This is a genomic window from Streptomyces sp. NPDC002574 (genome assembly GCF_042889545.1).
GTDB lineage: Bacteria > Actinomycetota > Actinomycetes > Streptomycetales > Streptomycetaceae > Actinacidiphila.
On sequence record NZ_JBIARB010000022.1, the window covers coordinates 118957 to 133298 of the forward strand.

10 protein-coding genes and 1 tRNA gene are annotated in these 14342 nt (G+C 71.7%); 9 read left to right on the forward strand and 2 right to left on the reverse strand.

What is annotated here, in order from left to right; genetic code table 11:
* Positions 1–73: 73 nt before the first annotated feature.
* From ACFYXS_RS37315 to ACFYXS_RS37345, 7 genes are all read left to right on the forward strand, one after another.
* Positions 74–1108 carry a transglycosylase family protein gene (locus ACFYXS_RS37315; protein WP_389256230.1) on the forward strand — a complete coding sequence of 345 codons (1035 nt, stop codon included), beginning with the start codon at positions 74–76 and terminating at the stop codon, positions 1106–1108.
* Between the two features lie 244 nt (positions 1109–1352).
* Positions 1353–2633: a phosphopyruvate hydratase gene (gene eno, locus ACFYXS_RS37320; protein WP_389256231.1), complete on the forward strand. Its 1281-nt coding sequence runs from the start codon at positions 1353–1355 to the stop codon at positions 2631–2633.
* Between the two features lie 99 nt (positions 2634–2732).
* Positions 2733–3245: a septum formation initiator family protein gene (locus ACFYXS_RS37325; protein WP_389256232.1), complete on the forward strand. Its 513-nt coding sequence runs from the start codon at positions 2733–2735 to the stop codon at positions 3243–3245.
* Positions 3246–3262: 17 nt separating this feature from the next.
* Positions 3263–3808, forward strand: a complete 546-nt coding sequence (locus tag ACFYXS_RS37330) for a DUF501 domain-containing protein (RefSeq protein ID WP_389256233.1) — start codon at positions 3263–3265, stop codon at positions 3806–3808.
* Positions 3805–4746: an exopolyphosphatase gene (locus tag ACFYXS_RS37335; protein ID WP_389256234.1), complete on the forward strand. Its 942-nt coding sequence runs from the start codon at positions 3805–3807 to the stop codon at positions 4744–4746. Before ACFYXS_RS37330 ends, ACFYXS_RS37335 begins: the two co-directional genes overlap by 4 nt.
* 364 nt (positions 4747–5110) lie before the next feature.
* Entirely contained in the window at positions 5111–6484 is a 1374-nt protein-coding gene (locus tag ACFYXS_RS37340; RefSeq protein WP_389256235.1) for an NAD(P)/FAD-dependent oxidoreductase, read from the forward strand.
* 216 nt (positions 6485–6700) lie between these two features.
* Positions 6701–8029, forward strand: coding sequence for a class I SAM-dependent methyltransferase (locus ACFYXS_RS37345; RefSeq protein WP_389256236.1), 1329 nt, complete (start codon positions 6701–6703; stop codon positions 8027–8029).
* A gap of 72 nt (positions 8030–8101) precedes the next feature.
* On the opposite strand, the gene ACFYXS_RS37350 is transcribed toward ACFYXS_RS37345, so the two are convergent.
* Together ACFYXS_RS37350 and ACFYXS_RS37355 are read right to left on the reverse strand one after the other, a co-directional pair.
* Positions 8102–10603, reverse strand: a complete 2502-nt coding sequence (locus ACFYXS_RS37350) for an ABC transporter permease (RefSeq protein ID WP_389256237.1) — start codon at positions 10601–10603, stop codon at positions 8102–8104.
* A 40-nt stretch (positions 10604–10643) separates the two neighbouring features.
* Positions 10644–11414 (reverse strand): ABC transporter ATP-binding protein, encoded by a 771-nt coding sequence (locus tag ACFYXS_RS37355; RefSeq protein ID WP_389256238.1) that lies wholly within the window; start codon positions 11412–11414, stop codon positions 10644–10646.
* A 367-nt stretch (positions 11415–11781) separates the two neighbouring features.
* On the opposite strand from ACFYXS_RS37355, the gene ACFYXS_RS37360 reads away from it, so the two are divergent.
* Positions 11782–11867, forward strand: a tRNA-Leu gene (locus ACFYXS_RS37360).
* Positions 11868–12128: 261 nt separating this feature from the next.
* Positions 12129–14342 (forward strand): phosphodiester glycosidase family protein (locus tag ACFYXS_RS37365; protein ID WP_389256239.1); only part of this gene is annotated, 2214 nt, incomplete at its 3' end.

The following is a 14342-nucleotide window of genomic DNA, read 5'->3' on the forward strand; positions in this document are numbered from 1 at the left end:
ACTTGTGATGCATGGGCCAAGGCCACTACGGTCAGGCGCCATCGCGATATTCGAATGTGAAAGGCGATGGCGCATGCTGAAGTCCGGGAACGGCCGACACCGCAAGCCGCGTCAGGCCCCGACCGCCATGGTCGCGGTCGCGGCGACCGGGGCGGGCCTCACGCTCCCCCTCTTCGCAGCGAGCGGCGCGAGCGCCGCCGACGCCGGCACCAGCTGGAACGCCGTCGCCTCCTGCGAGAGCGGCGGGCTGTGGAGCTCCAACACGGGCAACGGGTTCTACGGCGGCCTGCAGATCACCGAGGAGACCTGGCAGCAGTTCGGAGGCACGGCGTACGCCGAGCGCCCCGACCTCGCCAGCCGCAATGAGCAGATAACCGTCGCGGAGAAGATCCTCGGCGTGCTCGGCCCCGAGGCGTGGTCCGGCTGTGCCGACCAGGCCGGGCTGGGCGAGGTGCTGCAGAACCTCCTCGGCGGCGACTCCGACGACAACGACGACCACGGCAACGGCACCGGTACGGACTCCGGCACGGACAGCGGCGACGAGGGCACCACCGGCGGCTCCGCCGACGGCACCGGCACGGACTCCGGGACCGGCACCGACTCCGGCACGGACGAGTCCGCGGGGTCCTCCGACAGCGGCGACGACTCCACCGCCGTCCCGGACGCCACCGCCACTCCCGACCCGGAGGTCTCCACCGGTACCTCCGTCAAGACCCCGGGCAAGCACCGCAAGCCCGAGGCCGGCAGCACTCCCCGGACGCCGGGCGGCACGACGGACACCGGCAGCGGCACGCCCGGCCGGACCGCGACGCCCCCGCAGGTCGTCGAGGGCGACGCCGCCTGGGGCAGCATCACCCGCGGCTCCACCCGCAGCGCGGACGACCGCTCGGACCGCGGCACGAACCGCGGCGCGGCGGAGGACACCTCCACCAAGACCACGAGCGGCGACCGCTATGTGGTGCAGCAGGGCGACTCGCTGTGCGGGATCGCCATGGAGCAGGGCCTGCCGGGCGGGTGGCGCGGACTGTACGCGGCCAACAAGGACGTCATCGGCGAGGACCCGGACCAGATCGTGGCCGGCGAGACGCTGGAGCTCGGCCGCCGCTGACCCGGTGCGGCCCGCCGCGGGCGCCCCGCCGGGCGCCCGCGCGGCGGCTCGGGCCTGCCCCGTCGTGGGCCCGCGCGGCGGGCCGCGTCCCGTCCGGTCGGCGGGCGCCCGTCCCCGATCGTTCTTCTCGGTGCCCCCTTCCGTTCCCGGTCCGGTGCGGACTTCCCCGGAGCGTGCCCGGACGGGGCTTTTCGGGTCGGTTAGGCTCATGCCCGAAACGAAGAGACATCAGAAGGAGACTCACGTGCCGTCGATCGACGTCGTCGTAGCCCGGGAAATCCTCGACTCGCGAGGCAACCCCACCGTGGAGGTCGAGGTCGGCCTCGACGACGGCAGCACGGGCCGTGCAGCCGTGCCCTCCGGAGCGTCCACCGGAGCGTTCGAGGCCCTTGAGCTCCGTGACGGTGACAAGAGCCGTTACCAGGGCAAGGGTGTGGAGAAGGCGGTGCTCGCCGTCATCGAGCAGATCGGCCCGGAGCTGGTCGGCTACGACGCCACCGAGCAGCGGCTGATCGACCAGGCGATGTTCGACCTGGACGCGACCCCGGACAAGTCCTCCCTCGGCGCCAACGCCATCCTCGGTGTCTCGCTGGCCGTCGCCCACGCCGCGTCCGAGGCCTCCGACCTCCCGCTCTTCCGCTACCTCGGCGGCCCGAACGCCCACGTGCTGCCGGTCCCGATGATGAACATCCTGAACGGCGGCTCGCACGCCGACTCCAACGTGGACATCCAGGAGTTCATGATCGCCCCGATCGGCGCGGAGTCCTTCTCCGAGGCCCTGCGCTGGGGCGCCGAGGTGTACCACACCCTCAAGGGGGTCCTGAAGGAGCGCGGCCTGTCCACCGGCCTCGGCGACGAGGGTGGCTTCGCGCCCGACCTGCCGAGCAACCGCGACGCCCTCGACCTGATCGTCGAGGCCATCAAGAAGGCCGGCTACCAGCCGGGCCAGGACATCGCGCTGGCGCTCGACGTGGCCGCCACCGAGTTCTACAAGGACGGCAGCTACTCCTTCGAGGGCAAGTCCCTCTCGGCGGCCGAGATGACCGCGTACTACGCCGAGCTGGTCGCGGCGTACCCGCTGGTCTCCATCGAGGACCCGCTGAACGAGGAGGACTGGGACGGCTGGAAGACCATCACCGAGCAGCTCGGTGACAAGGTCCAGCTCGTCGGCGACGACCTGTTCGTCACCAACCCCGAGCGCCTGCAGCGCGGCATCGACAACGGCACCGCCAACGCCCTGCTGGTCAAGGTCAACCAGATCGGCTCGCTGACCGAGACCCTGGACGCGGTCGAGCTGGCGCAGCGCAACGGCTACAAGTGCATGATGTCGCACCGCTCCGGCGAGACCGAGGACGTCACCATCGCCGACCTCGCCGTCGCCACCAACTGCGGCCAGATCAAGACCGGCGCCCCCGCCCGCAGCGAGCGCGTCGCGAAGTACAACCAGCTCCTGCGCATCGAGGAGATCCTCGACGACGCGGCCGTGTACGCCGGCCGCTCGGCGTTCCCGCGCTTCAAGGGCTGACGCACGCCCTGCTGCCGCCCGCCGCGCCCGCGGCGGGCGGCGGCGGTTCCCGGTTCCCCCGAGGCAACGACGAACGCGAACCCCCCACCGGAGGTGCACGTGCCGGATCGCTTCTCCACCGCGACGCGTATCCGTGCCCTCGGGGCACAGGCGCAGGCCCGGGTCTACCGCGCGACCGGCCGCCCGCGGCGGCCCTCGCTGCCCCGCGGCCGCAACCGGCTGACCGGGCGCGCCGCGCTGCTCGCCCTCGTCGTGTGCGCGCTGGTGGTCGCCCTCGCCTACCCCATGCGCCAGTACGTGGCGCAGCGCTCGCAGATCGCCGACCAGCGCAAGCAGGCCGAGCAGGCCCGTCAGCGGGTCGAGGAACTGCGCGAGGAGAAGGCGCGCTGGCAGGACCCCGAGTACGTCAAGGCGCAGGCCCGCGCCCGGCTCCACTACGTCCTGCCCGGCGAGACGGCGTATACGGTGGTCAGGCCCACCGGGGCCGCACGGGGGGACGAGGCCGCCGGCCCGCACCGCGGCGACAGCGACAACGCCGCCCGCCGCCCCTGGTACGCCAACCTGTGGGACGGTGTCGACCACGCCGACGCCGCCGCCCCCGCACACCGCTGAAAGAGACACACGCAGGCATGGAAACGCCCCCGCCGTCCACCGAGCACGCCCCGCCCACGGAGCGCGATGTCGCCGCCATCGGGGCGCAGTTGGGCCGCGTCCCGCGCGGTCTGCGGGCCGTCGCGCACCGCTGCCCCTGCGGCAACCCGGACGTCGTCGAGACGGCGCCGCGGCTGGAGGACGGCACGCCGTTCCCGACGCTGTACTACCTGACCTGCCCGCGTGCCGCGTCCGCGATCGGCACCCTGGAGGCCGAGGGGGTCATGAAGGACATGACCGCCCGGCTCGCCGAGAACGAGGAACTCGCCGCCGGCTACCGCGCCGCGCACGAGGACTACATCGCCCGCCGCGACGCGATCGAGGTGCTCCAGGGCTTCCCCAGCGCGGGCGGCATGCCCGACCGGGTCAAGTGCCTGCACGTGCTGGTCGGCCACTCCCTCGCGGCCGGCCCCGGGGTCAACCCGCTCGGCGACGAGGCGATCGCGATGCTGCCGGAATGGTGGCGCAAGGGACCCTGCGTCGACCCCGACGCCGGCACCGACGCGGCGGGGGACGGCAAGTGACCCGCGTCGCCGCCGTCGACTGCGGCACCAACTCGATCCGCTTGCTGGTCGCCGACGCGGACCCCGCGACCGGCGCCATCAAGGACCTGGACCGCCGGATGACCATCGTCCGGCTCGGCCAGGGCGTGGACCGCACCGGCCGGCTCGCCCCCGAGGCGCTGGAGCGCACCTTCGCGGCCTGCCGCGACTACGCGGCCGTCATCGGGGAACTGGGCGCCGACGCGATCCGCTTCGTGGCCACCTCCGCCTCCCGCGACGCCTCCAACCGCGAGGACTTCGTGCGCGGCGTGGTGGACATCCTCGGCGTCGAGCCCGAGGTGATCAGCGGTGACCAGGAGGCCGAGTTCTCCTTCACCGGCGCCACCCGCGAACTGGCGGGCCGCGCCGACCTGGCGCGCCCCTTCCTCGTCACCGACATCGGCGGCGGCTCGACGGAGTTCGTCGTCGGCGACACCGCGGTCACCGCCGCCCGCTCGGTCGACGTCGGCTGCGTGCGCATGACGGAGCGGCACCTGGTGCAGGACGGCGTCGTCACCGACCCGCCGACCCCCGGGGCGATCGCCGCCATGACGCGGGACATCGACGCCGCGCTGGACCTGGCGGAGGCCACCGTGCCGCTGCGCGAGGCACGCACGCTCGTCGGCCTCGCCGGATCCGTGACCTCCGTCGCCGCGATCGCGCTGGGCCTTCCGGAGTACGACCCGGTGGCGATCCACCACGCCCGCATCCCGGTGGAGCAGGTCCGCGCGGTCACCGAGCGGCTGCTGGCCGCCACGCACGCCGAGCGCGCGGCGATCCCGGTGCTGCATCCGGGGCGGGTCGACGTGATCGGCGCGGGGGCGCTCGTGCTGCTGCGGATCATGGAGCGAACGGGGGCCCGGGAGGTCGTCGTGAGCGAGCACGACATCCTCGACGGCATCGCCTGGAGCATCGCCTGAGCAGGGCGCTTGTCAGGTGAGCGGGCCCTCGCGGGGGGCCCGACACGCCTGCCGCAGAAGGTTCGTGAATTTCTTCACATGAAAGTTCCCGCCGGACGGCCCAACTGCCCCGCGTGAGGGCCCCCGGGGGCCCCAAGGGCCCCTGTCGGGCTCGTGTTTCGTCCATATTGCGGGAGCGTTGACGAGGCCGCCCGGATGCCGATCGTCGCTGGTCGGACCGGGCGCTCAACGCCTGTGGCCTGCAACGGGTTCCCCCCGGCGGCTGTGGTCCTGATCACGAAGCGGCGCAGTGTAGCAGAGGGCCCGGGAAACCTTGTGAAGGGGCTCACGAGGTACCCCCCGGGACGTGGTGAATACTCGAAGCATGAGCACCACGGAGCGTCCCAGGATCCTCGTAGTAGGCGGTGGGTACGTCGGCCTGTACGCGGCCCGGCGCATCCTCAAGAAGATGCGCTATGCGGAAGCGACCGTCACGGTCGTCGACCCGCGTTCGTACATGACGTACCAACCCTTCCTGCCGGAGGCCGCGGCCGGCAGCATCTCCCCCCGCCATGTCGTGGTGCCGCTGCGCCGCGTACTGCCCCAGGCGGAGGTTCTGACCGGCCGGGTCACCACGATCGACCAGGACCGCAAGGTCGCGGTCGTCGAACCGCTCGTGGGCGAGTCCTACGAACTGCCCTTCGACTACCTGGTCGTCGCACTCGGCGCCGTCTCCCGCACCTTCCCGATCCCCGGCCTGGCCGAGAACGGCATCGGCATGAAGGGCGTCGAGGAGGCCATCGGCCTGCGCAACCACGTGCTGGAGCAGCTCGACAAGGCCGCCTCCACGACGGACGAGGACGTCCGCCGCAAGGCCCTCACGTTCGTCTTCGTCGGCGGCGGCTTCGCCGGTGCCGAGACGATCGGCGAGGTCGAGGACATGGCCCGCGACGCGGCCAAGTACTACGCGAACGTCAAGCGCGAGGACATGCGCTTCATCCTGGTCGACGCCGCCGACAAGATCCTTCCCGAGGTCGGTCCCGAGCTCGGCACCTGGGGTCTGGAGCACCTGCGCGAGCGCGGTATCGAGGTCTACCTCGGCACGTCGATGAAGTCCTGTGTCGACAAGCACGTGGTGCTCGCCAACGGCCTGGAGGTCGACGCCTCCACCATCGTGTGGACCGCCGGCGTCAAGCCCAACCCGGTCCTGGCCAAGTACGGTCTGCCGCTGGGCCCGCGCGGCCACGTCGACACCGCCCCGACCCTCCAGGTCCAGGGCACCGACTACATCTGGTCCGCCGGTGACAACGCCCAGGTCCCCGACCTGGCCTCCGGCCCCGGCGCCTGGTGCCCGCCCAACGCCCAGCACGCGCTGCGCCAGGCCAAGGTCCTCGGCGACAACGTGGTCTCCGGCATGCGGGGCTTCCCGCAGAAGGAGTACAAGCACGCCAACAAGGGCGCCGTCGCCGGCCTCGGCCTGCACAAGGGTGTCGCCCTGGTCCGCTTCGGCAAGATGAAGCTGAAGTTCAAGGGCCGGCTGGCCTGGTACATGCACCGTGGCTACCACGGCATGGCGGTGCCGACCTTCAACCGCAAGATCCGGGTCCTCGCGGACTGGACGCTGGCGGTCTTCCTCAAGCGCGAGGTCGTCTCGCTCGGCGCCATGGAGAACCCCCGCGAGGAGTTCTACGAGGCCGCCAAGCCGGTGCCGGCCCCCGTGGCCGCGGCCGAGGCGACCCCGGCCAAGGCCAAGGCCTAGCCGCCGCCGGGCCGAAGGGCTCGTTCACCCGTTACAGCCGAAGGGCGTCCGCCATCCGTGGGGCGGGCGCCCTTCGGCATGCCCGTGTCCTGGCCGTGCGCAGGGCAAACGTGAGATGGGTAGGGGGGAACTACGTTTCCGGGAATGTGGTTGTACTCCACATCTGTTTTCCCTGCGCAGTGGACCCGTCTTCATGGAGGCACGGAGGTACGCGCCATGGCCGATACGGCCGGACGACTGACCGCTCTCGCCAAGCAGGCGCTCGGCGTTCCCTTCCCCTTGCGCATCCGCGCGTGGGACGGCAGCGAGACCGGGCCGCCGGACGCGCCGGCCCTGGTCGTCAGGCACCGCAGGGCGCTGCGCCGGATGCTGTTCAAGCCCGGCGAACTGGGCCTGGTCCGGGCCTGGGTGGCCGGTGAACTCGACGTGGACGGCGACCTGTACGAGGCCCTGCACCGGCTCGCCGGGGTCGTCTGGGGCCGTCCGCCGGAGGAGGGCGAGCCGGCCTACCGCCGTCTGCTCGCCCGGCTGCGCGACCCGGGGACCGCCCTGATCGCCCGCGAGGTGCTCTCCCTCGCCGGACCCGGGCTGCCCCCGCCCCCGCCGCCGGAGGAGGTCCGCAGGCGCGGCGGCGTGCTGCACAGCCCGATCCGCGACCGGCAGGCCATCAGCCACCACTACGACGTCGGCAACGACTTCTACGAGCTCGTGCTGGGCCCGTCCATGGTCTACTCCTGCGCCTATTGGGAGGGGCCCGAGGCGACCCTGGTGGACGCCCAGGAGGCCAAGCTCGACCTGATCTGCCGCAAGCTGGACCTGCGGCCCGGGCAGCGGCTGCTGGACGTCGGCTGCGGCTGGGGCTCGATGGTGATGCACGCCGCCGAGCGGTACGGGGTGCACGCCACCGGCGTCACGCTCTCCACCGAGCAGGCCGCGTACGCCCGCAAGCGGGTCGCCGAGGCCGGGCTCACCGACCGCGTCGAGATCCGCGTCCAGGACTACCGGGCGGTCAACGACGGGCCCTACGACGCGATTTCGTCGATCGGCATGGCCGAGCACGTGGGCCGCGAGCGCTACCTCCAGTACGCGGGCATCCTGCACGGGCTGCTGCGGCCCGGCGGTCGGCTGCTCAACCACCAGATCGGCCGCCGCCCGTGGGCCGACGAGGACGCGTACCACGTCGACGAGTTCATCGACCGGTACGTCTTCCCGGACGGCGAACTGGCCCCCGTCGGCTCCACCGTCGCCCGGCTGGAGGACGCCGGCCTGGAGGTCCGCGACGTCGAGGCGATCCGGGAGCACTACGCCCTGACCCTGCGCGAGTGGGTCGCCAACCTGGAGGCGAACTGGGGCGAGGCCGTGCGCCTCGCGGGCGCCGGGCGGGCCCGGGTCTGGCGGCTGTACATGGCGGCCTCGGCGCTCGCCTTCGAGCACAACCGCATCGGGGTCAACCAGATCGTCGCGGTCCGCACCCGGGAGTCGGGCGACTCCGGGATGCCGCGCACCCGTTCCGAGTGGCTCGGGTACGGCGGCAAGGGCGCGTAGGCGTGACGGCCTGCGGGGCGGGGGTCCGGTGACCCCCGCCCCGCGGCGTGTCGTCGTCCGGCCACCGGCCGGCTACTCGGCCTTGATGGCCTCCAGCATGTTCAGCCGGGCCGCCCGCCGGGCCGGCCACAGCGCGGCCAGCAGGCCCACCACCGCCGCGATCGACAGGAAGACCGCGATCCGGTCCCAGGGCAGGACGATCGCGTAGCTCGGCAGACCGGGCCTGATGAGCCCGCCGACGGCCCAGGCGAGGAACACCCCGAGGCCCGTGCCGAGCACCGCGCCGAACAGCGAGATCAGCAGGGACTCCATCCGGATCATCCGCTTGACCGCGGCCCGGTCCAGGCCGATGGCCCGCAGCATGCCGATCTCGTGCTTGCGCTCGAAGACCGACATCGCCAGCGTGTTGATCACTCCCAGCACCGCGACCAGCACCGCCATCGCGAGCAGCCCGTAGAGGATGTTCAGCATCAGGTCGATGGTGGAGCTGAGCTCCCGGGAGATGTCCGCCTTGTCCTGCACCTTGATGACCGGGTTCTCGCCGAGCGCCTTCACCAGGGCGTCCCGGTTGGCCTCGTCGGCGCCGCCGGCCATCTTCACCAGCACCCGCATGTCCCCGGCCTTCGGGGTGTGCGGGGTGACCGTGGCGTTGTCCATGATCACGCCGTTGATGAGGTCGCCGCCCCGGAAGACGCCGCCGATCGTCAGCCGGCCCTTGGTGCCGTCGTCGTAGCGCACCGGCAGGCTCTGCCCGGGGTGCCAGCCGCGCCGCTTCATCGTGTCGGAGTCCACGACCATCGAGGAGCCGTGCACGGCCGCAAGGGAGCCCCGGGTGAAGTCCAGCGCCAGCAGCCGACCGATCTGGGGCGTGTCGACGCCGGTGATCCACTCGTCGTCGCCGCCGAGCTCGGTGTGCGCGTCGCGCACCGAACTGGAGACGGTGACCGCGTCGAGGCCCGCGACCCGCTCGGCCACCTCCGGGGAGAGGTTCCGCCCGGTGGCCATCGTGACCTGGTAGTCGGACTTCAGGTGGGCGGCCGCGAGCTCGTCCACGGTGGTCTTGACCGAGATGGCCACCACCGTGAGTGCGGTGATCAGGGTGAGCCCGATCATCAGCGCCGAGGCGGTGGCGGCGGTCCGCCGCGGGTTGCGCACCGAGTTCTGCCGCGCGAGCTTGCCCGTGATGCCGAAGGGACGCAGCAGCGGTCCCGCCGCGGCGACCACCGGCCGGGACAGCAGCGGGGTGAGGACGAAGACGCCGATCAGCAGCAGTCCGGCGCCGCCGCCCAGCACCATGTTGCCGTTGTCCTTCATGCCCGAGCCGGCCAGGACCAGGACGACTCCGGCCGCCGAGAGCAGCGCACCGAGGGTGTTGCGCAGGAGCAGGCCCTTGACCGTGGCCGGGGCGTGCACGCTGCTCATCGCCGCGACCGGCGGGATCTTGGCGGCGCGGCGGGCCGGCAGCCACGCGGCGAGCATGGTGACGCCCACGCCGACCGCGAGCGCCGCTCCCGCCGTGCCCGGCTCCACGGCCAGGGCGCCGTCGGGCAGTTCGGCCCCGGCCGAGCCGAGCACCGCCCGCATGACGGCCGCGATGCCGATGCCCACCAGGAACCCGGTCACGCCGGCCACCACGCCCACGACGAGCGCCTCGACCAGCACCGACCGCGTGACCTGCCGGCGGCTCGCGCCGACCGCGCGCAGCAGGGCCAGCTCCTTGGTGCGCTGCGCGACCAGCATCGTGAAGGTGTTGGCGATGATGAAGATGCCGACGAAGAGCGCGATGCCGGCGAAGCTGAGCAGCGTGGTGTTGAAGCTGCTGAGGTCGGAGGCGATCTGCTCGGCCTCGTCGTCCGCCAGCTTCCGGCCGGTGGCGGCGGAGGCGTCCTTGGCGTAGCGCGGCAGCAGTTTCCCGATCTCGGCCTTCAGTGTGGCCTGCGTCGTGCCGGGGGCCGCCTTGACGTCGATCTCCTCGTACGTGCCCGGTTCGCCGAAGAGCTTCTGGGCGGTGGCGGTGTCGAACAGCACCAGGCTGCCGCCCGCGGCGACGTTTCCGTCGTCGGTGGTGAAGACGCCGGTCACCTTCTGCGGCAGCACCGGTCCGTCGACGGACATCCGGACGGTGTCGCCGACGGTGTAGCCCGTCCGCTCGGCGGTCTTGGAGTCCAGCGCGATCTCGGAGGAGTTCCGCGGGGCGCGGCCCTCGCGTATCGGATAGCGGTCCGCTCCGGTGTAGTTGCCGCCGCGGGTGGACCAGCCGTCGCCGACCAGCCGGCCCTGCTTGTCGGCGACGGCGGTGAAGCCGGTGACGGTCGCGGTGGTGGACCCGGCGCCGGGCAGCCGGCCGATCTCGTCCACCAGCCGCTGGGGGAGCGGGTGGTCGGGGTCGCCGTAGGTGACGGCGACCGAGACGTCGGCGTAGCTCCTGGCCGAGGCCTTGCGGAGGGCGTTGCCGATGGTGTCGGTGAACACCAGGGTGCCGGAGACGAAGGACACGCCGAGCATCACGGCGAGCACGGTCATCAGCAGTCTGGCCTTGTGCGCGAGGACGTTGCGCAGGGCGGTACGGAACATGGCAGGTGGGGTCTCTCGTCGTCTCGGTGGTGGCGGACGGTCAGCTCGTACGGCCCTTGGCGTCGAAGCGCTTCATGCGCTCCAGCACCGTGTCGGCGGTCGGGCCGTCCAGCTCGTCGACGATCCGCCCGTCGGCGAGGAAGACCACGCGGTCCGCGTAGGAGGCGGCGACCGGGTCATGGGTGACCATGACGACGGTCTGGCCCAGCTCCCGCACGGAGTTGCGCAGGAAGCCGAGGATCTCGGCGCTGGAGCGGGAGTCCAGGTTGCCGGTGGGCTCGTCGGCGAAGACGATCTCCGGCCGGCTCGCCAGCGCCCGGGCCACCGCGACCCGCTGCTGCTGGCCGCCGGACAACTGCGACGGGCGGTGCTTGAGACGGCCGGCCAGACCCACCGTCTCGACGATCCGGTCCAGCCACTCCTTGTCGGCCCTGCGGCCCGCGATGTCCATCGGCAGCGTGATGTTCTCGGCGGCGGTGAGCGTCGGCAGCAGGTTGAACGCCTGGAAGATGAAGCCGATCTTGTCCCGGCGCAGCTTGGTGAGTTGCTTGTCCTTCAGCCCGGACAGCTCGGTGTCGCCGATCCGCGCCGACCCGGAGGAGACCGTGTCCAGCCCTGCCATGCAGTGCATCAGCGTGGACTTGCCGGAGCCGGACGGCCCCATGATCGCGGTGTACTCGCCGGCGCGGAACTCCACGGAGACCGCGTCGAGCGCGACGACGCGGGTCTCGCCCTCGCCGTAGACCTTGCTCAGTTCGGTGGCCCGTGCGGCCGTGGCCGTGGCAGTCGGGGTTGCGGTGGTGGTGGTCACGGCAGGCTGCTCCTGTCGGGAAACGCTGGGGGAGTGCGGACTCCGTCCATCGTCCCGGCGGGAACGGCCGCGGTAATCCGTCCCTGACCTGGTTCCGGGGGCAGTCCCGAGAGGTACCCGGGGACCCCCGGGTCATACCAGGGGATGACACCCACCCCGAGGGCGCCCCTCTGGGGGCGGAACTATTTCACGTCATATGCAGGGGGCGCCGGCCGTGCCGGGGACCGCCCCGGGCCTGTGGTTTCGCTGTGTCCGCTGTGACCTGACGTGACGTCAGAGAGCAATGAAATCAGACAACATGACGAATTCGGGGCCGCCCCCCACCCACCTTCCCGGATAGGCTCGTGCTGCGCTCTCGCGCCGCGCTGCCCGGATGGTGGAATGCAGACACGGCGAGCTTAAACCTCGCTGCCCCTTGCGGGCGTACCGGTTCGAGTCCGGTTCCGGGCACCACCTCTCTCAGCGGCGCCGACCGGGCCGCGGACCGCGGCGAGCCGCCCCGGGCGGGCGGCCGTCAGGGTACCGACGGGGCGTCAATCGCTGGTGGATACACACAAGGTCACGGCCAGGGTTCATTGACTGATGGTGAAGGCGTCATGTGCGCTCTTCACAGGATCTCTCTAATGGGGTGTTGCGCCCGTGACGACGCGGGCGTGGCGGAGGCGTTGCCTCCGCGCCCTCTTCCGACCCGAGGTTTCCATGAATCTGATGGTCATGAACCATCGGCGTGCAAGGTCGCTGCTCGTGGTGCTCGCCACGGCGACCGCGCTCGCGGCCGCTCCGGCGGTGGCGTACGCGGACAGCAGCCGGCCCGCGCCCGTCACCGGCGGCATACCGCTGATCAACACCACCGAGAAGATCGGTCCGGGGATCAACCTGCAGCACGTGCAGGCGCTCGACCAGGGCGGCTGGTACGACGCGCGGTTCCTGACCGTCGACCTGTCCAACAGCGCGGTCAGCACGGACCTGTTGACCGCAGGTCCGGTCGCGTCCGGCGGGCCGCTCAGCGGGGCCGCCGACAAGGCCGGTGCCGTCGCGGGCGTGAACGGCGACTTCTACGACCTGGGCAACTCCACCGCGGCGCACGGTGCCGAGATCCAGAACGGGCAGCTGCTCAAGACCGCCAACCTCGGTGGCCCCGAGGCCGCCCCGGTGCAGCCGCACGTCGGTGTCAGCAAGGACGGCATCGCGCAGCTCGTGAACGTCATGGTCAACGCGTCCGCGAACTTCGCGGGCACGGACCACCAGCTCCTGTCGGTCAACGCCGCGGACCCCGAACCCCACCCGGTGCCCGCCGGTGGCATGGTCGCGTTCACGTCCGCGTGGGGCACCTACAGCCGCAACCGGCCGTTCATCGGCGTGGACCAGGACCTCGCCGAGGTCCTGGTGCGGAACGGCAAGGTCGTGTCGGTCACCCCCAACGGCCCCGCGGGCTCGGGTGCGATCCCGGACGACGGGTTCTACCTGGTCGGCACCGGCGCCTCGGCGGCCGCGATCCGCGCGCTGCAGCCCGGCGACCCGGCGACGCTGGACTGGGAGCTGGCTGACAACGTTGCCAAGACCATGAAGTTCGCGCTCGGCCACGGTGGCAACGGCGAGGGCATCATCGTCTCCGGCGGCAAGGCCCGCGCCGGCCTGACCACCTCGATCTCCCCGCGCACGTCGTTCGGTTTCAAGGACGGCGGCCACACGCTCGTGCTCGGCGAGTGGAACGGCCCGGGCGGCACCGGCAAGGGCGGCGTCGGGCTCGACAAGGTGGCCCACGACATGGTCGCGCTGGGCGTGCAGACCGCGGTCGTCCTCGACAGCGGCGGTTCGAGCGAGATGGTCGCCCGCCCGCTCGGCGAGGACCAGGTGACCATTCGCAACACCCCGTCCGACGGCCAGGAGCGCAACAACACCAACGGTGTCGGCGTGTTCGTCTCCAAGGGCGACGGCCTGCTGCGCCAGCTCCTCGTCAAGCCGACCGCCGGTTCGACCTCGGCCGACGGCGGCGTGAAGGTCTTCCCCGGTCTGCACCGCACGCTGACCGCCGCGGGTGTGGACAGCCACCAGACGCCGGTGACGGTCGACCCCACCTCCGTGCAGTGGTCCTCGCGCGAGGCGACCGTCGAGGGCGGCACGCTCACGGCGCCCCAGGCGCACGGCCCGGTCACGGTGGACGCCGCCGTCGGTGGCGTGCAGGGGCACGGGACGGTCTCCGTCCTGGGTCCGCTGACCAGCGTGGAGCCGTCCTCCCAGCTGCTGTCGATCGCTGCCCCCACGGCCGACGACGCGACGACCGTCGCGGTGACCGGCCGTGACGGCGAGGGTTACACCGCTCCGATCGACCCGCAGGACCTCTCGCTGGACTACGACCACAGCGTGGTCGACATCAAGGCCGTGGACGGCAAGCTGCGGATCACCCCGCTCGCCAACGCCAGCACGATCCTGAAGATCACGGCCGGCGGCGTGACCGCGCAGCTGCCGATCACGATCGGTGTGCAGACCAGGACGGTCTACGACTTCGACGACGACGTGCTGGCCCGCTGGCGCAACAACAGCACCGCGGCCACGACGTTCTCCAAGGCTCCTGAGGGCCTGCGGATCGACTTCAACGCGATGCGCAACGTCGGCATCACCTCGTCCCAGCGCGTCGAGGTGCCCGGTCAGCCGCTGCGCCTGCGGGTGCGGCTCAAGTCGAGCATCAGCGTGCCCAGCGGTCTGAGCTACCTGGCGTACACGGACTCGAGCGGCAAGAGTATCGGTCTGTACGGCACGGGTCTTTCCGCGAGCAGTGACTGGCAGTACGCCACGTTCCAGGTCCCTGCGGGCACGAAGTTCCCGATCGCGATCTCGGGTTTCCAGGGCATCAACACCAGCGTCTCGCAGCAGAAGGCGGGCACGTTCGTCCTGGACCGTATCGAGGCGGACGTGCCGACCTCGATC